Source organism: Undibacterium sp. Xuan67W (genome assembly GCF_049340165.1).
Taxonomy (GTDB): domain Bacteria; phylum Pseudomonadota; class Gammaproteobacteria; order Burkholderiales; family Burkholderiaceae_D; genus Undibacterium.
The window spans coordinates 178,269-200,154 of the sequence record NZ_JBMPPN010000006.1; the positions used below are offsets into that span (position 1 = coordinate 178,269).

Genomic DNA, 21,886 nt, shown 5'->3' on the forward strand with positions numbered 1-21,886 from the left:
CCAGGGCTGGCAAGAAAAAAAACGGACCAACAGGTCCGCTTTTCATTTATTCCGAGAGTGCGGCGAAGGCACTATCTCTGATTGTTTCTACCGGTCCGACACCGGCAATCTTGCGATATTTCGGAGCACCTGGTTTGCCGGATTTTGCCCAGTCACCGTAGTAGCCAACCAGCACTTCCGTTTGTTCGTGGTAAACGCTCAGACGTTTTTTGACGGTTTCTTCTTTGTCGTCGTCACGCTGTATCAATTCCTCGCCCGTCACATCGTCTTTACCCTCAACTTTGGGGGGGTTATATTTGACGTGATATACGCGACCAGATCCTGGGTGGACACGACGACCACTCATACGGTCAATAATGGCAGCGTCCGGAACATCGATTTCCAATACATAATCAATCGTAACGCCAGCGTCTTTCATCGCATCTGCCTGAGGCGTCGTCCGAGGGAATCCATCGAACAAATAGCCATTTGCACAATCTGCTTGTTGCAAACGATCTTTCACCAGGCCGATGATGATATCGTCCGACACCAGGCCACCCGCATCCATCACTGCTTTGGCTGCCAGACCCAGAGGCGTACCTGCTTTCACAGCGGCTCTGAGCATGTCACCGGTAGAGATTTGTGGAATATTGAATTTTTCTTTGATGTAATTAGCTTGTGTGCCTTTACCAGCACCAGGCGCTCCCAACAAAATAAGACGCATGTTATTTCCTAAAAGACGAGTTTGAATAGTGTGAATTGTTTGTATCCTTGTGCATGACAGCCTTAGGCCGCGATGCCATATTTTTCTGCGAAACCGTGATTTTGTTCGTAGTGCTTATTATTTTTATAGAAATGACGCACTAGTAATATCACAGTATCTTTTCACGAAACTTACCACAATTTTTTATATTATTGATGCTTTGCCATGAAATCATGTGCTTCATCAAGATTTTTCATGTGAATTTCGCGACGCTCCTGCTATTGCCTTAAGTTGGCCTTCACTTTGCTTTAGTTGTTCCTTCAATTGTTCTTTCAATTGCTTTAATAAAATGTCCGTACTTTTTCCAGGTCTTCCGGCGTGTCCACACCCGGTGCCGGGCTGGCATGTGTCACATGGACTGCAATAGAATGACCGTTCCACAATACCCGCAATTGTTCCAGCGCCTCAATCTGCTCCAGAGGTGATAAATCGAGTGTCGGGTATGACAATAAAAAATCATTCCGGTAGGCGTATAAGCCGATATGCCTCAGCGGCGCATATCCCGTTGGCAAGGCGTCACGAGTGACAGCAAATCCATCTCTGTGCCAGGGAATCGTCGCACGCGAAAAAGTCAAAGCGCGACCGAATTTATCGAGCACCACTTTGACGACATTCGGATTAAATACGTCCTGTACGTCATGCAACGGGTGTGCGGCTGTCGCCATCGGGACAGTCGCACTGACCAGGCCAGCAGTCGCGGCAATCAGTGCCGGATCGATCAGCGGCTCATCACCTTGTACATTGACGACAACTGCATCGGCTGGCAACGCCATCAAAGCAGAGACCTCGGCAATCCGGTCTGTGCCAGACGGATGATTCGCGCGTGTCATACAAGCAGGAATACCATGTTCGCGGCAAGCAGCCAGAATATCTGCATGATCGGTTGCCACCATGATCTGCGAGGCGCCAGACAATAAAGCACGCTCAGCGGTACGTACCACCATCGGTTTGCCGCCCAGATCGGCTAAAGGCTTATTTGGCAAACGACTCGATGCCAGACGCGCTGGAATAATAACGGTAAAGCTCATTGACTGATCTTCAATTCTGAGACTTACGCTGCGGGCAATTGACGAGCCTGATCTACCCACATGATAGGAATATCATCCCGAATCGGAAAAGCCAGTTTATCGGCATTACAAATTAATTCTTGTGCCGCTTTATCGTACACAAGAGGACTTTTGCACAAAGGGCAGACCAAGACATCAAGCAAGCGTGCGTCCATGTTGTTTCTCCGAAATCAGTTCAATTATTTGTTGTGCGAAACGGGCATCTAGTTGCGCATCCACTGGCACTACCCATACGCGTGCATCTTGTTGCAATGCCGCTATCTGCCGACATTTTACTGCATCCTTTTCGGTAATCAGAATGATGTCAGACCGAATCTGCGCAAAACTTGCGGCATTAAATGCGTAGTGATCTGGCATAGGCCGGCCTTCGCACTGCACTCCCGCCCTGGCGAGCATGGTAAAGAACCGTTGTGGATTGCCGATACCCGCAACAGCTGTGACTGTGCGCATTGTCAGGGAATCGCTTGCAAGCTGCGCTAATGGTTGTGTATTGCTCGGATCACATAGCTGATATGCGGCACACGGCAACAATTGCATGCGTGAGATTTGGGTATCGGGTCCGCTGCCAAGCTCGGGCAACGCCGCGTCAGTAGGCGCGTTGACTACCGTAAAATCGCGGCGCCTCTGCACTGGTTCGCGCAGAGGTCCGGCGGGCAACAACCAGCCATTACCGACACCGCGCTGATCAAACAAGACGATTTCTACATCACGCGCGAGCGCATAGTGCTGAAGACCGTCATCAGAAATAATCACATTCACCTCCGGATGTGCCTGCAACAACATCTGTGCGGCAGCCACCCGCTGCCGCCCGACAGCCACTGGGGTGTTGGTGCGTGCATGTATCAGCAGTGGCTCATCACCGACGATTTGCGCCAGCGAATTCGTATCCACCAGCACGACAGCACTGGCATCAGCCGCATAGCCACGGGAGATAACGCCGGGCGTCCAGCCCGCAGCCCGCAACTGCTGCACAAGATAAATCACCAGCGGCGTCTTGCCAGTGCCACCGACAAAAATATTACCCACAACGATGACCGGGACTGCGAGTTGCGTCTGCGCTTTGTAGCCGAGCAAAATCAAGCCGAGCCGGAAGCCAATCAGCAACTGAAATACTTTAGCGAGCGGCCATAGCAGGCACGCCAGCACGCCGCGCCGCAGCCATGCGCGCATCAATCCAGTTTCCAACATTGAACGAAATGACTGCAAGATATCCTCAACCATACTCTACGGGAGTATCAAGATTAAATGGCCTATTGCGCACGTGGATTGTGCGGAACAGGCCATTTAATGAAGATACTCCCGATTTATTCTGTTTTTTACATTTTTCTGCTTTGCCACCAGCTCTAGGAAGCTGCTCGCGGCAAAGCGTTGCAACGCTATTTCGATTTCCCTGAGGCTTGCGCTGCGAATGTCACTTTTGCCAGGCCAGCGATACGCGCGGCTTCCAAAACATCGATCACGGACTGATGTGTTGCGGCACGATCAGCATTGATAATCACAATAGGATCACGCTGAGCACCTTCTTTGCCCGCTTCTAAAGCCGTTGCCGCCTGCTTCAGATCCTGCGCCAGAGTCGCCGTATCGAGAAACGACACCGCCTGATTATTGATTTTGTAGCGACCTTGCGCATCAATCCCGATATCGATCTGATTCGGCTTATCTTGCGCCTTCTCAGCATCGGCAGTTGGTAGCGTGATCTGCAATTCGGTAAAACGGCTATACGTCGTTGTCACCATCAAAAAGATCAAGATCACTAACAAAACGTCAATGAAAGGAATCAGATTAATCTCAGGGTCTTCACGCCCCTGTCCTTTGCGAAAATTCATTATTTTCTCGCGCTGTGGACAGTATCAACAAATTTCACTGCCTGCTGTTCCATGTCCACTACCAGGCTATCTACCAGCGCACGGAAATGACGATAAAAAATCAGGGCAGGCATCGCGATCAGCAGGCCGAAACCCGTGTTGTACAGAGCTACAGAAATACCGTGCGCGAGTTGCGCAGGATTCGCGCCTGACGCGTTTTGTGAACCAAAGATTTCAATCATACCAACCACGGTACCGAACAGCCCCATCAATGGCGCTAGGGACGCAATCGTACCCAAGGTAGTCAAGAAACGTTCCAGCTCGTGCGCAACACCGCGCCCCGCTTCTTCGATCGATTCTTTCATGACCTCACGTGGCGCATTGACATTGCGCAAACCAGCGGCAAGCACTTTACCCAGCGGTGAATTGTTCGACAGCTGATCGATAACTTCTTGTTTGATTTTACCGGCGTGATAAACGCGAATAACCTCGTCGAGCAAAGTGCGCGGCAAGATACGCTGGCGACGCAGCGACAAGCTACGCTCGATGATTAGTGCCAGTGCAATAATCGATGCAACCAGTAACAGATAGATTGGCCAACCAGCCGCTTGAATAATGGCAAACAAAAGTGACTCCTTAGTCCTGGGTAGTGCGAAGATGGGTTCGCGCATTTCGCTCGGGTATCAGGCGCTATACAACATGCGCCCGGCAGCTCTACTTTCGCCAAGCTAACACGATGCGGATCACACACATGTTACTAAGCTGAAAGTATGAGGCTCAGCAATCCGGTTTAGGCTTCATGCACGCCATGAAAACAAATACGATTCAACCCCGCAATGTAGCGCGTTGCGTGCGTGTGAGCAAGTACACAAGATAAAAATCTGCAATTAGATTTTTGCGCATGTGTTGCGTAAATGATTAAGTAGAACAAGTCCGCATTTTTGCCGAGTTCTGCACAAATTCTGTGTGCAAGATTGTGGATAAGTATAAATGAACTAGCTAAGCATTTGATTTTATTCAATTTAATATCGCTGCCACAGATTTAGGCAGCATGCATGTAGCTACTCAGACCCCACTTTTACCACCAAAACAATGATCACTCCGAAGAAGTTCTGCACAGTTTATGTGGACAACATTGTGAACAAAGCAAGCACAAGAGTTTAAGTCGCTGATTTCAAAGCGATTATACGTATGCCTAAATAACAGGCAAATCCAGAATTTTGACCGTAATACAGGCGTTTATTCTTACTTATCCCCATTTTTTAAAGCAAAGTGAACGGCATGTGCATAAGTTCGCGTTTCTGCACATTTTTTGTGGATAAGACTGTGAAGAAGCACTGTAGATAATACTAAGTTATTGATTTATATCAATTTAATATGCGTGCCTGTAAATTAAGCATATGGCATAATTCCATGAATTCATGTTATTTTGACAGCAAAATATCGACGCTTCTGCGATTTATCCACAAACGCTGCATACTTTTGCACATAGATTGTGGACAAGATTGTGTAAAAGTATGGTGATTGTCGCTAAGTCTTTGTTTTTATTAAACATTGGTTTAGTGCAAATAATTTAGGCAAAGCAAACGATTGCCTCACAGCTTCAAAAATTCGCAAAATGGCTCATCATTGTTCACGAATACTGTGGATAACTTTGTGAACAAGCTCAAGAATAATCGCTAAAGCCCTTGATTTATAAGGATTTTCCCTTTTTGCCCAAAAAACGGGCAAAAGTTTATTCCTTTAAAAATCAACTACTTAAGTCTAGATTCTCGATTGCTTTTGACATACGCAACACTTAATGACATTCTGATGACCGCCGCCACTTTCTGTGGACAGCTTTTACCCTCAAGCGCTTTATGACCTTTGAATTTCATTCCCCAAGCCCAATAACCACGCCCTCCGTGATCACAGTCTCGGCGCTGAATCAAGCAGTGGCGCAATTATTGGAGCGAAACATCCCATTGACGTGGGTTTCCGGCGAAATATCGAATTTCACCCGCGCCGCATCTGGACATTGGTATTTCACCCTGAAGGATGCCGGAGCGCAGGTGCGCGCCGTGATGTTTCGCGGCCGCGCCCAATACGCCGATTTCATGCCACGCGAAGGTGACAAGGTCGAAGTCCGTGCCCTGGTCAGTTTATATGCCCCTCGCGGCGATTATCAGATTAATGTCGAAGCGATACGACGTGCCGGTATGGGCAATTTATACGAGGCATTTCTGCAATTGAAAGCCCGACTGAATCAAGAGGGGTTATTCGATACAGAACGTAAACGCCCTATTCCGGTTTTTGTGAAGACTATCGGTATCGTGAGCAGCCCGCAGGCCGCGGCACTACGTGACATCCTGACTACCTTGCAAAGGCGCGCACCGCATGTCCGCGTGATTTTGTATCCGACTCCAGTGCAAGGTGAAGGTGCCGCAAATAAAATTGCACAAGCCATCGCCACGGCCTCAGCAAGAGAGGAATGTGATGTCTTATTAGTCTGCCGAGGTGGTGGCAGCATTGAAGATTTATGGGCGTTTAATGAAGAAATCGTCGCCAGAACCATCGTGAACTGCGCGATGCCTGTAATTAGCGGTGTGGGGCATGAAACCGATTTTACGATTGCCGATTTCGTGGCCGATGTGCGGGCCGCAACACCAACCGCCGCCGCAGAATTAGCTGCAACGCCGCGAGCCGACTGGCTGGATCATCTGCTGCAATATCGCCGGCACGCTGACCGCGCCATGCAAAGACAACTAGCCGCCCACAATCAGACTCTCGACTGGCTGACGCGACGCCTGGTCAGCCCGATCAATGCTATTCAGGCCAAACGTCTGGCTTTGGAAAGCGCTGCCCAGAGCCTGCGTTATGCAAGTGCCATGCCGCGTCAGCATGCGCATTCACGACTCGCCAATTTGCGCACTAGGCTCACTGCACAACGCCCCGATTTCGACCAGGAACGCCAGCGGCTGCCAGAACAGCAAAGACGATTTGCCTACGCTATTCAGCTTCAGACAGACACGCAAAGACAGACATTAACGCATCTCAGCGCCCAGCTGGAAATGCTGAATCCGCAAAGAACGCTCGAGCGGGGCTATGCAATTCTCAGCGACCACAAAGGTAAGCTGATACGTTCAAGTAAACATCTGCAAGCACATAGCCTGGTCTCCGTGCGCCTTGCCGACGGCGCAGCGGAAATTGGCATTAGCAGCGTACAAACCAGTTTGGATTAACACGGAATGATGCAGATTCTTTAGGTCATTCACTGATACTATTCACTGGCATATCACTGACTGACATACAGCACGGGTTTGAATGTCAGTCAGCCTGAAGTTAATTCGCCTTGTAAAACAAATAGTCCGCTTGATATTTGACCAGTTTTTTAGCACCGACATTATCCGCAGCACAGCTATCCGACGGCGCAACACCACCAATGGTATTCAAGCGCTGAATGTAGGTAATATCCGTCATCACACCGCTCCCCGTTGAGGGATTCGCTTTGACCAGTTGCAGTGGAATCGCATTCGCAGCGCCTGGTGCAGTAGCTAATTGCTTACCAGTGACTTTGCTACCGTCATTGGATTCCCAGGTCGGGCCAGCATAATATTTACCAAGCGCCTTACCGTTCTGATCGGACAACACCGCAGTCGGGCCAGCAAAAACCCACTCATATTCGCCTGGCATCGCGGCCTTGACACGGCACTCATAAGTCAAATCACCCGCACCAAGCAGGCTCAGCACTAGTTTATTACCGGCTGGCACCGTAACAGCGGCAGGAGCGTCCGGTGCTTTCATCGTGGAACTGCAAGCAGCCATTGCAGCGATTATCGATGCGCCGGAAAGTAAGCGAAGGGCTGTTTTCATTCAAATCTCCTGATAAGTGTGAATTAGAAGGTCGTGCATCACGATATGGCAACGATCAGCGTTTCCACCGCTTGCCGACCTGAGACTGTGTGAGTCATGTAAATTTACGCAGGCCATCAAAAAATGGATTCAAGTATTTTTTAATTTTTTTTAGAATCAAAAAAACTAGATTCCACCTTGAATATCACCACATAGCTGCAAGCATGGCATTAAGCTATTACAATGGATGTTTTCCCCGAACCACGAACAACAAAGGAAGCACAATGGAACATACCTTACCGGCATTGCCCTATGCACTGGACGCCTTGGCACCACATATCTCCAAAGAAACTTTGGAATATCACTATGGCAAACACCACCAGACCTATGTGACCAATCTGAACAACCTGATCAAAGGGACAGAGTTTGAAAACTCTTCTCTGGAAGAAATCGTAAAAAAATCCTCCGGCGGAGTATTCAATAATTCTGCTCAGATCTGGAATCACACCTTCTACTGGAACGGTTTGAAGCCAAATGGCGGCGGCACACCAACCGGTGCACTGGCTGACGCCATCAACGCGAAATGGGGCTCATTCGATGCATTCAAAGACGCCTTTACCAAATCCTGTATCGGTAATTTCGGCTCCTCCTGGACATGGCTGGTAAAAAAAGCAGATGGAAGCTTAGATATCGTCAACACATCGAATGCCGCAACACCACTGACCACAACAGACAAGCCGCTGGTGACTTGCGATCTGTGGGAACACGCTTACTACATCGACTACCGCAATGCACGTCCAAAATACCTGGAAGCATTCTGGGCTTTGGTCAACTGGGATTTTGCTGCGGCCAATCTGGGCTGAGCTAACTTAAGCTGAGTGAGCTGACCCAGCTTTGATTGGATTGTGATGTAGTGTTGATCTGACCAGCGCACACTGGTGCTGAGCAATACACAAAAACGCACAAAAAACACATTCAAGGCACATGAAAAAACCTGCACTTATCTCGCATAAATGCAGGTTTTTTTCATCTGTTAATTCGTCCTGCTTTGTCCAAGACAGAAGCTTTTCATGTGAAAATACTGCAGGTTTTTTCAATTAGCTTCGTCAGTATTTTTTCGTCCTGCTGGCTTGTATCCTGTTCAATGACTTCACACAAATCCCCCCTACTTCGCTTCGCTCCCGTTATTTTTATTTTCATCTGGGCTTCTGGTTATGTCGTTGCTAAATATGGCTTGCCGTATGCTGAACCATTGACTTTCCTCTGCCTGCGCTATCTCGGCGTTATTTTGTTCATGGGCGTGCTTGCAATAAGTATGCGCGCTCCCTGGTCTGCACGTCAGGCATGGCCGCATATCGCAGTGGCGGGCATACTGATGCAGGCGGGTTATCTTGGTGGCGTCTGGTGTGCAGTCAAACTCGGCATGCCCGCAGGTCTCGCTGCCCTGATCGTCAATACCCAACCTATTCTGACCGCGATACTCGGCCCTGCGATTGGTGAAAAAACGCAAGGCAAGCAATGGCTAGGTCTGGGCTTTGGCCTGCTAGGCGTTGGTCTGGTCGTCGCCAATAAAATCTCGGTCGTCGGCTTATCTGGCGGCAGTATTGCGCTGGCCGTCATGGCATTACTATCAATGACGATAGGAACACTCTATCAAAAGAAAACCTGTCCCTCGTTTGACGTGCGTACCGGCCAGGTGATCCAGTTCGCCGCATCGCTATTACTGACCTTGCCATTCGCCCTGCTGCTGGAAACACAAACTATTCAATGGACACCACAATTTTTTGCTGCAATGGCATGGTCCGTCTTTGTACTGTCCGGCGTCGGCATCTCTGTCTTATTTATCCTGATACGTCACGGCGAAGCTACCAAAGTCACCAGCTATATGTACCTGGTTCCACCGGTCACCGCCGTCATGGCATGGTTAATGTTTGGCGAAAAATTTACCATGACAGCCGCTATTGGCATGGTGATCGCCCTACTCGGCGTCGCCCTAGTGGTCAAACCGGCAAAAGTGTAGGCGGTCAATCAAAAACTGCTCTGCAGATTTATCCATCGAAAAAGTAAGGATGCGCTGACCAGCATCGGCGCATCTTATTTGCCCATCTTGTTTGTACATTTCATTGCAGCATCTCATTTGCAGACTCATCTCACTCATTTGCCAGACTATGAGTACTTAAGCGGCAAGCCATAATGAATATCTCGGTCAAGGATGCTACAGCGTCGTTAAACGGAGCCCTCCGGCAAGGCTGCACAAATACCAGTGTTTGCAACAAGCCGTCCTCAGACGGATCAAACATACGCTGATTCAGAATGCAAAAAATATTCGCAGCACGCTCACCTGGTTCAGACTGATGCATTTTTCAGCAAAAAAAATCACCATACCAGTTCCCCAATTTAATATTTTTTGCAGCAAAGTCACAACATCTAAAGAAATACAAAAAAAATCATTTACCTGATGTAAAAGGATTTAATGAATATTTAAGTGAAGTTAATCAATTCATCGACCAAATATCGCATCAGTGGAATTAAAGTGGCATTAATCAAACAAAACCAGTTGACCTGTTTTTGTGTGCCTTGTATGTTGTGCGCTGAGACAACTTTGATTTGATTCCTCTGCTGCTTCCGCAAAGCATTGAATCAAACAAAACCCAGTTAGCTTGACTACCCGCCCCACACCTTGAGGGACCATCACGATGACCACTGAACAGACCACTCGCCGACATCCTATGCGCTGGATTCCCACGCTGTATTTTGCGCAAGGCTTACCATTTTATGCCGTCGCATTGGTCGCGGGCCTGATGTACAAAAGTATGGGGATGCCCAACGATCAGATCGCACGATGGACCGGACTAATCGGTGCTGCCTGGGTATTCAAATCCTTATGGAGTCCGCTTCTGGAACTGGCCAGCAGTAAAAAATCCGTCGTGGTTATTTTTCAGCTCATCGGTGGCGTAAGCTTGGGTCTGGTCGCACTCTCGCTGCAACTACCCATGTATTTCGCGGTCAGTATTGCCTTACTCGCGGTGGTGGCGTTTGCCTCTGCGACTCACGACATTGCCTGCGACGGTTTGTACATGGCAAGTCTCAGCGACAAACAGCAGGCCGCCTACGCAGGATGGCAAGGTGCATTTTTTAACGCTGCCCGATTTTTTTCTTTAGGCGGCTTAGTTTATTTGGCTGGTTATCTCGAAAAACACATGGACCCGGCACATGCATGGATGATCATTTTCGGGATTCTCAGCGTGATGCTGATCGTGCTTGCGCTCTACAATTTGTGGGCACTGCCGGGGACAAAAAATGCGCCGATGGAAACCTCACTCAAAAGCGCATTCTGGATTTTGAAAGACGTCATCATTGATTTTTTTCAAAAACCAGGCATCTGGATCGCCATTATTTTCATCATCTTGTTCCGTGCTGGAGAAGGACAGGTACAAACCATAGGACCGCTATTTTTGCGTGAAACAAAAGAGCTTGGTGGTTTGGGTTTGACCACCGATGAAGTCGGTATCGTGTACGGCACAGCGGGGACCATCGCATTTTTAACAGGTAGTGTCCTCGGCGGTTATTTCACCTCATGGCTGGGACTTAAGCGCGCACTACCTTATCTCATTATCGCGATGAACCTGCCTATTTTGGTATTTGTTTTCCTGAGCAGCAGTTTGCCTGACAATCTCGGCATCATTACTGCTGCATTGTGTATAGAAATGTTTGGTTATGGTTTTGGTTTTGTCGGCATTATTTTATTCATCATGCAGGTGGTGGCGGTTGGTAAATACCAGACCGCTCACTATGCATTGGGCTCTGGTGTCATGCAGTTGGGTTTCATTATTTTTAAAATGATTAGTGGCGATATCCAGCTCGCCTTAGGGTATAAAAATTTCTTTATCTGGGCATTGATTTCTGCAGTACCGGTCTTGATTTTATCGCGATTTTTAAAAATCAAGGATGAGCAGAAAGTACCTGAAATGGCCTGATCAGCCTGTCGCAGAGTGCTACTTAAGACTAGCAACCATCAACGACCCTGAAGCGCATTCTCAAAAAACAGAATGCGTTTTTTTTAGTTCTTTTGAACCGACTGCACAAATCATCTAGGCACGACAAGCCTGACCTGTGGCATCAAACAAATGGCAACGGGATAAAGGCATCACCACATCGATCTGGCTACCCGCCTTTAACGCGGGTAAGGTCATACATAGATCCGCATTCAATTTAATCGAAAGGCTTTGCTGATCGCTCTTAGCATTGGTAAGGTGTCCGTAAATCACTGAGGCATCACCTAGATGTTCAACAAAATCGATGGAAATCTGCAATAAAGGCGCTTCCGGTGATCCACTTATTGTATGCGGTAAAGCTAGTTGCTCTGCACGCATGCCCAACGTAACAACATCACCGATAGCGACTTGTGATGCGATCACAGGCAAGGTCAAGCTAGTTCCATCTTTTAACCTTAACTGCGCATCCTTGCCATTGAGTGCGGTCACTTCTGCACTCAGAAAATTCATTTTCGGCGCGCCTAAAAATCCTGCGACAAACAGATTGGCGGGACGCTCGTATAACGCTAATGGCGTCCCAAGCTGCTCAATTTTTCCAGCATTGAATACAACAATACGTTGACCCAAGGTCATCGCCTCGACCTGATCATGGGTCACATAAATCATTGTCGTTTTTAAATCCTGATGCAGCCGACTCAACTCTATTCGCATCTGTACACGCAAGCTGGCATCGAGGTTAGAGAGTGGTTCATCAAATAAAAACAGTTTAGGCTGACGCACAATCGCGCGACCAATCGCGACACGCTGGCGTTGACCACCGGACAGATCTTTTGGTTTGCGTTGTAGTAAATGGCTGATCTGTAATATGCCAGCAGCCTGCTGAACGGCATCGTCAACTTGCTGCTTTTTTTGTCTTGCCATTTTCAAGCTGAATGCCATATTTTCATAGACAGTCATATGCGGATACAAAGCATAGGACTGGAATACCATCGCCAGACCGCGCTTGGCTGGCGGGATATCATTGGCGCGTTCCGCATCAATGAATAACTCGCCATCGGTGATGTCTTCTAATCCGGCGATCATGCGTAGCAAAGTCGATTTACCGCAACCCGAGGGGCCGACAAAAACAATGAATTCACCGTCCTGGATATCGAGATTGATACCTTGGATGACTTTGGTGTCGTTGTAGTGTTTGGTGATATTGCGTAGTTGGACTTGAGCCATTTTTGTTCCGGTGTTCTCTCGAACTAACATTTTTACACTTCGTAGTGACAGGCCGGGAGTGACGACCCCGCGCGGCGTCCAAAATACCTCCAACCAACAAAAACATCAAAAGCCTAAAGACTCTCTAGAAGCTCCGATGAGTTAAGTTGGGGGCACCATGCACACCACTCCTGCTATCAAATTTCTCAAACGTCAAAACCAACCACAGGCAATTTACCTTCAGCAAGAATATCTCCACGGAGCCAAGCAGCAACGGCATCAATCGCTGGCGTAGCAAAACCATAGGTAATCAATGCAGGCGATTGAATGTCCAGCGACTGAAACGGATTCCATAACACCAGATGCAAATCAGGTTTCCACTCCTGCCGGATTTTATCGTTGTAACGCAAACGGATTGTGGAGGCGAGTATCGTAAATCGGCCATCATCGGGTAATGCGCTCCAGTCAAATTCGTTTGCCCGATCAAATTCCACGGTATCGACGACATAAATATCGCTCAACATCGCGCTGACTTTTTCGGAGCGGATGCCTGCTTCCGAGACGCCATCGCTAACGACGTTGGCGCTAATCACCAAGCGGACTTTACTGCCGGGTGCCGGCGCTTTTGGATTATGGTAAGGCGTCAATCCGCGCTTCCAGGCCTCTGCCATTAATTGCAAATCTTGTGCTTCGGTTTGATAGGTGATTTGAAACCCCGTTTGCTGACATGGATACTGTTGCGTTAGTCTGGTGACGCGTGCCAAGCGTTGCTGTAATCCTGCCGCGTCAATCTGCCCGTTTTGTATGGCATCAGTCAAGGCTGCCAGTGTCTCAATCTGGGTTTCCCTGGTGCCTAAGGCCATCACCAGATCAGCGCCCGCGTCCAAGGCAATCACGGCGGCTTTGCCTGCGCCATAGCGACCGGCAATCGCGTGCATGTCCATGCCATCAGTAATGACGACACCCTGATAATTCCACTCGTCACGCAAGATGCCAGTCAGAATTTTTTTCGACATCGTGGCAGGAAAATCGGCATCCAGCGCGGGATACACGATGTGTGCTGTCATCATGGCTGGCGCAGCCTCTTTCGCCATATGAAAAGGTGCAAACTCCATTGCATCCAGTTCTGCACGCGACTTATCGACCGTCGGCAAATCACGATGCGAATCGACATTGGTGTCGCCATGCCCGGGGAAATGTTTCACGCAGCACGCGACGCCCTCCGACAAACTTCCCTCCATCCACGCCATTGCTAATCGGCCTGCATTCTGCGGATCAGAGCCAAATGAGCGTTCAGAGATGACGGGATTATCAACGTTATTATTGAGGTCGAGCACCGGAGCGAAATTCCAGTTAAAACCGAGAGACTTCACGCCACGCGCAACCGCCGCACCTACCGCGCGACATAGCGCCGGATCATCGCTAGCTCCCAACGACATTGCAGCAGGCGGCTGCGGCACCCAGGTCGAACGCACGACTGCTCCGCCCTCCTGATCAATACCAATTAAGGCATCCGGCCCCATGACTTCTCGCAAATCCGCCGTAAACTTAGATAGCTGCTGAGCATCGATCATATTCTGACGAAACAGGCAAACTGCGCGAATATGGTTATCACGTAAAAATTGCGCCATCTCCGCATCAAGCGAGGTACCCGGCATGCGTATCATGATCAGTTGGCCCGCGATTTTTTTTGCCGCTGCGCTTGTCATTATGTTCGTCACTATGTTTGTCATTGCGCTGGTCGATACCATCGCATCTGAGCTTGCATTAGCTCGCTTAACTTCTAAAGTCATTTCACTGCTCCATCCATGCCGCGCATAAAAAAGCGCTGGGTAAATAAAAAGGCGACGAGTATCGGCGCGATCGTCAAAATAGTGCCCGCAGCAATCACCCGTGTACTGCTACCGTAAGTACCACGCAGATACAGCACACCTGCTGACAAAGGAAAATCATCGGGCTTACTAATTACGATAGAAGGCCAGATATAGTCATTCCACGCTTCGACCGCAGTCAAAATACCGACGGTTGCTAACCATGGCGTGATCAATGGCAACACGATTTTCCAGAAAATAATCCACTCCGGTGCACCATCAACCCGTGCGGCATCAATCAGGTCTTGTGGTACTTCATCGAAGGCTTGTTTCAACAGCAGTATCGATACCGCGGTCACCACATTCGGCAAGATCACACCGGTATAAGTATTGACCAAGCCTATCTTGGTCAGAGTGATAAAGTTCACCAAAAAATTCACTTCTGACGGCAAAATCATGGTTGCCAGTATCAGTCCAAAAACTAACTTGCTACCGCTAAAGCACATACGTGACAGCGGATAAGCAGCCAGTGAGCACAGTAGTAATTTCCAACTCACAGTCGCTAAGGTAATTAGCAAGGAATTTTTATAAAAAGCGATCATCGGGATGACGCGAAATACTTCAATAAAATTGTCCATTGATACCGCTTGTGGCATAAAGCTAGGCGGGAATTCAAAGATGTTGCCCTCAGTCGAGACCGCCACTACCAGAGTCCACCAGAATGGAAATACGCACAGCACTGCTAATGCGATTAGCACCGTATATTGGAGAATAATTTTAAACAGATGCTGAACAGAATGTGACATCACCTGTGCCTCGGCTTCAAGTAGCGCAGGCAGGCTAATGCGATGGCAATACAAGACAACGACATCACAAAACTTGCGGCAAGACCGCGTGGCAATTTCAGATGTTTTAAACCCTGATCGTAGGCATAGTAGAGCGCGGTAAAAGTTGAATTCATCGGACCGCCCTGTGTCAGGACATCGACCTCCTGATATGCCTTCAGCGCAGCTAAAACGGACATGATGGTACAGACCATGATGGTTGGAAATAGCATGGGTACGGTGATCTTCCAAAACCGTTGCCATAGATTTGCTCCATCGAGTACAGCGGCTTCTTGCATCTCAGCGGGAATGGATTGCAACGCTGCCAAGTACATCACCATATACCAACCGAGCCCGCGCCAGAGGGAGACAAACATAATCGAGAAGATCGCTAGACTGTCATCCGATAACCAACCCAGCGGTTGATTGATGGCGTGAAGTTTCAGAAGCACATAATTCAATGCGCCCTGATCGTGAAACATAAATCCCCACATAATCCCGACTACCGCAACCGTCGTCACTACAGGAACATAGTATGCGGCACGGAACCAGCGTATTGCCGGCAATTGGGTATTGACCAGCGTTGCCAATACGATTGCGCCAATCTGGATAAACGGGACGATGAATAAAAATAGTAGGGAGTTTTTAAGACCTCTGACAAACATTGCATTTCCAAAGATGTAGCGATAATTATCCCAACCAACCCAATGCGTCGCGCGGACTAAACTGAAATCGGTAAAGCTCAGATATGAGCCATATAACACTGGCCAGAACGAGAACAACGCGAGCAACAACAAAGCCGGTGCTAGGAATACATAGGCAATTGCATTATGTCGTCGGAAAGCGGACATAATCAGTTATCCCCCTTCGCCATCGTTCTGGCGTGGGTTTGTGCATTAACGTCAACAGCCAGCTTTTTATTCCAGATCGCCACTGCCTCATCAAGTGCCAGCTTGATCTCTTTTTTGCCCGTCATTCCCGCCTCTACTGCCTGCACCAGAAACCGCCGCAACTCATCGTAATCAGTAATGCCATCCACATACAAACTGCGTGAATACTGCATAGAACCAGCAGCAACGGTCTGCGCAATTTCTGCTGCGCCCGCATGATCCGGTATCTGTGCAAAGTAAGGATTAGCAAGTGCTTTGACCGTGGTCGGCATCACTTTGGCAATCTTAGCAAAGGCTAATTGATTCTCGTCGTTCGTCAGAAATTGGGCAAACTCAGCAATCGCGGGCAGCGATCGGGGATTGACGCCTTTTGGTACAGCGAAGTTGAACATCCAACCACCATCGGCAATACCCGTCGGACCAACAGGTGCTGGAAAAATCGCGGTATTCGCATAGATTTCGGCGGAATCCGCTTGAATACGTTTTAAGGCAGTCGGCGCGCTGACCATCATGCCTAGGCGACCGCCCAGATAGGCATCCACCACGGCGGGGAAATTATCTTCGGCGAATAATTTATCTTTCAAAAAACCGTTCGCCTTATAGGTCTCAGCGAGCTTTTTGATCAGGACGATATGGGCGGGCGAATTAAAAACAGCCTTGCCATCTTTGATGAGCGGCAGACCTTGCTGCATTAAAAAACCATCGATCTTCCCTAGCGCAGGCGCGTAGCCAGCCTTGCCAGTTTTGGCCGCAATCTGGCGTGCATAGGCTAGCAGCTCATCCATATTTTTCGGTGCTTGCGTGATCCCAGCGGCGCTGAGAATTCTGCGATTATAGGCAATCACATTGACGTTGCTGTAATGCGGAAAACCGTAGAGCTTGCCGCGAAAGGTCAGATCATCAAGCGCGCCTTTGGTGTAGACCGTTCTGTTCTTCATCAGACCATCAACCGCTTCGATCAAACCGTCACGCGCAAATTCTTCTGCCCACGGCACACTGAGATTGACCAGTGACGGCGGTGTACCAGCTGCAATCGAGGTGATGAGTTTCAGCTGCAAAATATCCCAGGGAAAATCTACCCACTCCACTTTGACGCCGGGGTGTTGTACCTCATAGGTTTTGACCAGCGTTTGAAAATACGGAATGAACTTCGGCTTTAAGCTCATGGTCCAAAATTCGATTTTTTCCACCGCGCTGGCATTGCCATGCGCGCAAATCAATAGCAATACCAGCATGATGGATTGCATTGTGGATATGGCGCTTGAGCTTATAGCGGATAAGCGCTGGATTGCGCCCGTTACCGAAAATCGAATCCTGCCCACTGGAGCAATACTCCCCTATTTTTTTATAAAAACTAGCCGAATTCGCATATTTCTATTAGTGATTGAAAAAATACTGGATAGGAGTATGTTATTAGTCTGTTTGAAATATCCTCCCGCGAGAGCGAGAGGTTTTTAAAAAACACTGCTATAAACCCACAAATAAACTCAATCGTTTCGTACTAATGCAAGTCGTAATAAGCTCAAATCGCATTAGGCTCAATTCGTCTTAGTCACCTTGCTCAAATGACGCGGCTTATCAGGGTCTAATCCTCGTGCAATAGACAAGTTCGCGGCCATCACATAAAACGCCTGGATCGCAACAATCGGATCCAGGTCTGGTGTCGCCGCAGTAGGCAAAGTCAGATTCCGTTCTTTAATATCAACCGGCGCCGCCAGCAGCACGTTCGCACCGCGACCGCGCATTTCTTCGGCGAGTTTGATCAGGCCAGCCTGGGCAGGACCGCGGGTTGCAAAAATCAATAAAGGATAGCCGTCATCAATCAATGCCATCGGACCATGCTTAATTTCAGCACCACTAAATGCCTCTGCCTGAATTACAGAAGTCTCTTTAAATTTCAGCGCGGATTCCAGCGCAACCGGGAAGCTGATACCACGCCCGACGGTCATGATGCGCGAAGCTGGTGTCAGTACCTCTAAAGCATTCGACCAGTCACAATGCGTTGCTGCATCCAAGGCTTCTGGCAGCATCTCAATCGCACTTAAGAAGTCCGCATCATTTTGCCAATTGCCCGCGACCCGTGCACCTGCAACCAGCGAGGTAATAAAACTTTTCGTTGCAGCGACACTGAGCTCCGGACCTGCATGCAAAGGCAAAGTCCATTCCGCACTCTGCGCCAGCGGTGACGCAGCATCATTGACCAGCGCAACCGTGGAGGCCCCGCCTTCACGGAAATAACGAATCGGCTCAATCACATCGGGGCTTTGTCCCGACTGCGAGATCGCAATTGCCAGCGCATCACGGGCATGCAAAGGGGATTTGTTCAGTGTGACCAGCGACATCGGCAAAGAGGCAACGATGCGTCCCAGACGTGACATGATCAGGTAGGCGGCATAATTGGCAGCATGATCGGAACTGCCGCGCGCCACCGTCAATACCGATGACGGTGGATTGTCTCTGAGCTGACTTCCCAGAGCGACATAACGTTCTCTATCCTGCTTCAGTTGATGTGCCACAAACTCGGCGGACGAACAGGCTTCTTTAAGCATTTGCGAGGTCAATCTTTTCTCCTTCTACGTAAACAGCGACCAGGTTCAGTTTGCGATCAAGTACGACGATATCGGCGTAACTATCCACGTGCAAACGACCACGATCTGGTAAGCCGAGATAATCGGCGGCATATGTGGACACACGCTTAGACGCGTCCGCGATATTGAGACCGATACTGACCAGATTACGCAATGCCTGATCCATCGTCAGCGTGCTGCCAGCCAGCGTGCCATCTGCCAGACGCACACCGCCCAGGCACTTATGCACCACCTGGCGGCCGAGCATGTACTGACCATCCGGCATGCCAGATGCCGCCGTCGAGTCCGTCACGCAATACAGATGCGGTATGGCCCGCATTGCCGCCTTGATCGCACCGGGATGCACATGCAAAAGATCGGGAATAATTTCAGAAAATTGCGCATGCGCGAGCGCCGCTCCGACCATGCCAGGAGCGCGATGATCAAGCCGCGACATGGCGTTATATAAATGGGTAAATCCTTTGGCACCGTTGTCTAAAGCAGCAACGCCCTCTTCATAGGTACCTAATGTGTGGCCAAGCTGCACGACCATCCCCATATCAGTCAGGTCGCGCACCAGTTGCAAGTGACCGTCCATTTCCGGCGCAACGGTAATCAGTCTGATCGGTGCAATCGCATGCAAATGCTTGACCTGCTCCAGTGAGGCAATCCGTGCAAAATCCGGTTGTGCACCGAGCTTGCCAGGATTGATATACGGGCCTTCCAGATGTACGCCAAGTACCCGCGCTGCACCTTTGGTTCTAGTCTCGCATATCGATTTCAACGCGGACAATGCTGCCTCCAGGTCAGCCATCGGTGCTGTCATGGTGGTTGCGAGTAAACTCGTCGTGCCATGTTGCGCATGCATGCGCGCGATGACCTCCGCAGCATCTCCCGCCTCCATCGTGTCTTTGCCACCGGCACCGTGCACGTGCAGATCAACAAAACCAGGCAAGATATATAGCTGCGAGTTATCCACCGGATCATTTTTCTCGCCATGAATGGCGGTGACGCGTTCAGCAAAATCAATAGAGCCATTGACCCAACCTGCTGACGTCAGGACATTACCTTGCAAGCTTCCACTCATCTGAACAACTCCGCGACAAAATCATAATAATCACTGCGGCAATAAGAATGCGTCAGTTCCACGGCAGCACCGGTCGGCAGGTAACCGACACGGGTAATAAACAACATCGCCGCCCCCTGTTTAATGCCCGCGAGTTTCGCCTGTTCGGCGGTCGCATTGACGGCACGGATATGCTGCAAGGCGCGCGTCGGGGTAACGTTATTTGATTCGAGATAACCGTACAGACTGTCGGTCACCAATTTAGGATTCGGCAAATAGATCGCCGGAATCGTCGTGCTCTCAATCGCCATCACGACGTTATCGGCGGTACGCAGACGTTTCAGACGCGATACGACGGTATTCGGCGACAGGCCTAATGACAAAATTTCTTCCGGTGCAGCAATCCCTGTCTCACGTGAAATCCATTGCGATCCCGGAGCAAAACCACGCTGGCGCAACTCCTCACTAAAGTTGGTCAGTCGTGATAGAGGCTGCTCCAGTTTGGGCGTGATGTAAGTACCGGAACCATGCTTGCGGGTCAGCAGTCCGCGCTCGCACAGCATGTCGATCGCTTTGCGCGCAGTGACACGCGAGATGTCCAGCGCCTCAGATAACAAACGCTCAGAAGGTAGTGCTTCGTCAGGCTGCCAGATGCCGCTATGAATGCCGGTCGCTAGCTTGTTAGCGAGCTGCAAATACAGCGGCGTAGAGCTATCGCTATCCGGCTTGAAATCACTTAATTGCGCTTGCATAGTGTTCTTTCTATTGAATGCTCAACAATCGGTTCTGAATCAGTAGTAATGCGCCAGCAGCAGAATCAGCATGCGGCCTGACAATACGGGGACATAACTCCGCTGGCAAAAATTCGGTCATCGGCTCCGCCAGTCCGCCACATAAAGCAATGGGTAAAGTAGCAGACGGATCAAGTGCCATCGCCATCTTGCCAACCTCGCATCCCGCTGCAGACATAATTGTGTGGGCACTGGCAACGCTGCCAGCATGCGCAATCACCATCGGTGCGAGTTGCGCGTAACGTGTCTGATTCGCTTGGGCCAGCCAGCGAAATACCGCATCTTTATTACCACCGCAATGCGCGATTACCGCCGCTGAAAAAGCATCTGCAGGACTACGGCCATCTAGCACGTGCTGTGCGTGATTCATTGCTCGCAAACCCAACCAGGCACCGCTTGCTTCATCGCTGGAAGGAAATCCCCAGCCTCCCACCTCACGACGTGAGCCGTCACTCATCATGACCTCGCCAACGCTACCGGTACCAAGTGCAATAATCGCCCCGGCCTTACCTTGATGCGCACCGAGCAAGGTGGTCCCGGCATCAGTCTCGATCACGAGCAGGCCAAAGCCCGGATTCGCGGAGACAAACTCAGCCGCCCATTCGCGATTATTAATCCCTGCCAGACCGCAACCTGCCGCGATTTCACCCAAGGCAGGCATGCTGAGGCCCGCTTCAAAAAACGCTTGCTTGGTCGCTGCGAGTATCGAATTCCACGCCGCCTCTGCGCCATGCATCAGACCGGAAGGTCCCGCAGTACCAACAGCCGATAAGGCAGATACAGTATCAGCGGCAGTGCCATTAGCTCGCGCGCCTTGACGGGCGATCAAGCGCACACGGGTTCCGGTGCCACCGCCATCAACGCCGATCAAGTATTGGTATTGTTTACTTACGTTCATTTCTGCCATAGATTATTCTGTTCAATGTCGCCGATTTCCCTCTGAAAAATTCGTGTTTAAACGCAATTTTCAGTGGATAATCCAGCATATGCCTCATCGTAGGTCTTATCTACAGTGGTTGTCAATAGGTATTTAAGTGGTATCTAAAAATCTTTTGACCTGACCATACACTATTTCTCTTGCAATGCCTTCGCTTAGCTCACTTACAGACTGTCGCCCTGCTCCATCCAACATCATTCAGACACCATCCATTCAGCATTGGTATCACCTCAAGAACTGCTCATTACCGACCATACCGATCTTAGTGACGCCAAGACGCTGAGCCGTTGCCATCACATGAGCCACCGACTTGTACGCCACCAGCTTGTTCGGCCGCAGATGCACTTCCGGCTGATT

Annotated in this window: 21 protein-coding genes; 4 read left to right on the plus strand and 17 right to left on the minus strand. The window is 49.6% G+C overall.

All coding sequences use genetic code 11. The features are described 5' to 3' along the window. Positions 1–46 precede the first annotated feature (46 nt). The 6 genes from adk to ACO0LE_RS08085 all read right to left on the minus strand — a co-directional run bounded on the left by adk (position 47) and on the right by ACO0LE_RS08085 (position 4,240). The gene (adk, locus tag ACO0LE_RS08060) at positions 47–703 is read right to left on the minus strand and encodes an adenylate kinase (protein ID WP_422956253.1); all 657 of its coding nucleotides are present in this window, start codon (positions 701–703) and stop codon (positions 47–49) included. A 320-nt stretch (positions 704–1,023) separates the two neighbouring features. After that, on the minus strand, positions 1,024–1,770 hold the full coding sequence (kdsB, locus tag ACO0LE_RS08065; protein WP_422959888.1) for a 3-deoxy-manno-octulosonate cytidylyltransferase: 747 nt from the start codon (positions 1,768–1,770) through the stop codon (positions 1,024–1,026). Between the two features lie 23 nt (positions 1,771–1,793). Continuing rightward, positions 1,794–1,964 carry a Trm112 family protein gene (locus ACO0LE_RS08070; RefSeq protein WP_262838570.1) on the minus strand — a complete coding sequence of 57 codons (171 nt, stop codon included), beginning with the start codon at positions 1,962–1,964 and terminating at the stop codon, positions 1,794–1,796. After that, positions 1,945–3,015, minus strand: a complete 1,071-nt coding sequence (gene lpxK, locus ACO0LE_RS08075) for a tetraacyldisaccharide 4'-kinase (RefSeq protein ID WP_422959889.1) — start codon at positions 3,013–3,015, stop codon at positions 1,945–1,947. The genes ACO0LE_RS08070 and lpxK overlap by 20 nt, the downstream gene beginning before the upstream one ends. A 170-nt stretch (positions 3,016–3,185) precedes the next feature. Next, complete coding sequence (locus ACO0LE_RS08080; protein ID WP_422959890.1) at positions 3,186–3,635, minus strand: ExbD/TolR family protein; 450 nt, start codon at positions 3,633–3,635, stop codon at positions 3,186–3,188. Continuing rightward, positions 3,635–4,240, minus strand: a complete 606-nt coding sequence (locus tag ACO0LE_RS08085; protein WP_422956257.1) for a MotA/TolQ/ExbB proton channel family protein — start codon at positions 4,238–4,240, stop codon at positions 3,635–3,637. The genes ACO0LE_RS08080 and ACO0LE_RS08085 overlap by 1 nt, the downstream gene beginning before the upstream one ends. 1,233 nt (positions 4,241–5,473) lie before the next feature. Between ACO0LE_RS08085 and xseA the strand changes: the two genes are divergently transcribed. Then, positions 5,474–6,835 (plus strand): exodeoxyribonuclease VII large subunit, encoded by a 1,362-nt coding sequence (gene xseA / locus ACO0LE_RS08090; RefSeq protein WP_422959891.1) that lies wholly within the window; start codon positions 5,474–5,476, stop codon positions 6,833–6,835. Between the two features lie 100 nt (positions 6,836–6,935). Here xseA and ACO0LE_RS08095 read toward each other — a convergent pair whose 3' ends face one another. Further along, positions 6,936–7,466, minus strand: a complete 531-nt coding sequence (locus ACO0LE_RS08095; RefSeq protein WP_422959892.1) for a DUF3455 domain-containing protein — start codon at positions 7,464–7,466, stop codon at positions 6,936–6,938. Positions 7,467–7,729: 263 nt separating this feature from the next. On the opposite strand from ACO0LE_RS08095, the gene sodB reads away from it, so the two are divergent. From sodB to ACO0LE_RS08110, 3 genes are all read left to right on the plus strand, one after another. Continuing rightward, positions 7,730–8,308 (plus strand): superoxide dismutase [Fe], encoded by a 579-nt coding sequence (gene sodB, locus ACO0LE_RS08100; protein ID WP_422959893.1) that lies wholly within the window; start codon positions 7,730–7,732, stop codon positions 8,306–8,308. Between the two features lie 281 nt (positions 8,309–8,589). Next, positions 8,590–9,465, plus strand: a complete 876-nt coding sequence (locus tag ACO0LE_RS08105; RefSeq protein WP_422959894.1) for a DMT family transporter — start codon at positions 8,590–8,592, stop codon at positions 9,463–9,465. Between the two features lie 676 nt (positions 9,466–10,141). Beyond that, the gene (locus ACO0LE_RS08110) at positions 10,142–11,422 is read left to right on the plus strand and encodes an MFS transporter (RefSeq protein WP_422959895.1); all 1,281 of its coding nucleotides are present in this window, start codon (positions 10,142–10,144) and stop codon (positions 11,420–11,422) included. Between the two features lie 114 nt (positions 11,423–11,536). Here the strand turns inward: ACO0LE_RS08110 and ACO0LE_RS08115 are convergent, their stop codons facing one another. From ACO0LE_RS08115 to ACO0LE_RS08160, 10 genes are all read right to left on the minus strand, one after another. Further along, on the minus strand, positions 11,537–12,664 hold the full coding sequence (locus tag ACO0LE_RS08115) for an ABC transporter ATP-binding protein (protein WP_422959896.1): 1,128 nt from the start codon (positions 12,662–12,664) through the stop codon (positions 11,537–11,539). Positions 12,665–12,849: 185 nt separating this feature from the next. Further along, complete coding sequence (locus ACO0LE_RS08120; protein WP_422959897.1) at positions 12,850–14,436, minus strand: glycoside hydrolase family 3 protein; 1,587 nt, start codon at positions 14,434–14,436, stop codon at positions 12,850–12,852. Next, entirely contained in the window at positions 14,433–15,260 is an 828-nt protein-coding gene (locus ACO0LE_RS08125; RefSeq protein WP_422959898.1) for a carbohydrate ABC transporter permease, read from the minus strand. The genes ACO0LE_RS08120 and ACO0LE_RS08125 overlap by 4 nt, the downstream gene beginning before the upstream one ends. Continuing rightward, the gene (locus ACO0LE_RS08130; RefSeq protein WP_422959899.1) at positions 15,260–16,129 is read right to left on the minus strand and encodes a carbohydrate ABC transporter permease; all 870 of its coding nucleotides are present in this window, start codon (positions 16,127–16,129) and stop codon (positions 15,260–15,262) included. Before ACO0LE_RS08130 ends, ACO0LE_RS08125 begins: the two co-directional genes overlap by 1 nt. 2 nt (positions 16,130–16,131) lie before the next feature. Continuing rightward, positions 16,132–17,415 (minus strand): ABC transporter substrate-binding protein, encoded by a 1,284-nt coding sequence (locus tag ACO0LE_RS08135; protein ID WP_422959900.1) that lies wholly within the window; start codon positions 17,413–17,415, stop codon positions 16,132–16,134. Between the two features lie 291 nt (positions 17,416–17,706). Then, positions 17,707–18,717, minus strand: coding sequence for an SIS domain-containing protein (locus tag ACO0LE_RS08140; protein WP_422959909.1), 1,011 nt, complete (start codon positions 18,715–18,717; stop codon positions 17,707–17,709). Continuing rightward, on the minus strand, positions 18,710–19,822 hold the full coding sequence (gene nagA / locus ACO0LE_RS08145) for an N-acetylglucosamine-6-phosphate deacetylase (protein WP_422959901.1): 1,113 nt from the start codon (positions 19,820–19,822) through the stop codon (positions 18,710–18,712). The genes ACO0LE_RS08140 and nagA overlap by 8 nt, the downstream gene beginning before the upstream one ends. Further along, positions 19,819–20,553: a GntR family transcriptional regulator gene (locus tag ACO0LE_RS08150; RefSeq protein ID WP_422956269.1), complete on the minus strand. Its 735-nt coding sequence runs from the start codon at positions 20,551–20,553 to the stop codon at positions 19,819–19,821. Before ACO0LE_RS08150 ends, nagA begins: the two co-directional genes overlap by 4 nt. A gap of 10 nt (positions 20,554–20,563) precedes the next feature. Further along, positions 20,564–21,499 (minus strand): BadF/BadG/BcrA/BcrD ATPase family protein, encoded by a 936-nt coding sequence (locus ACO0LE_RS08155; protein ID WP_422959902.1) that lies wholly within the window; start codon positions 21,497–21,499, stop codon positions 20,564–20,566. A gap of 255 nt (positions 21,500–21,754) precedes the next feature. Continuing rightward, a partial coding sequence (locus ACO0LE_RS08160) for an ExbD/TolR family protein (protein ID WP_422959910.1) occupies positions 21,755–21,886 on the minus strand: 132 nt, incomplete at its 5' end.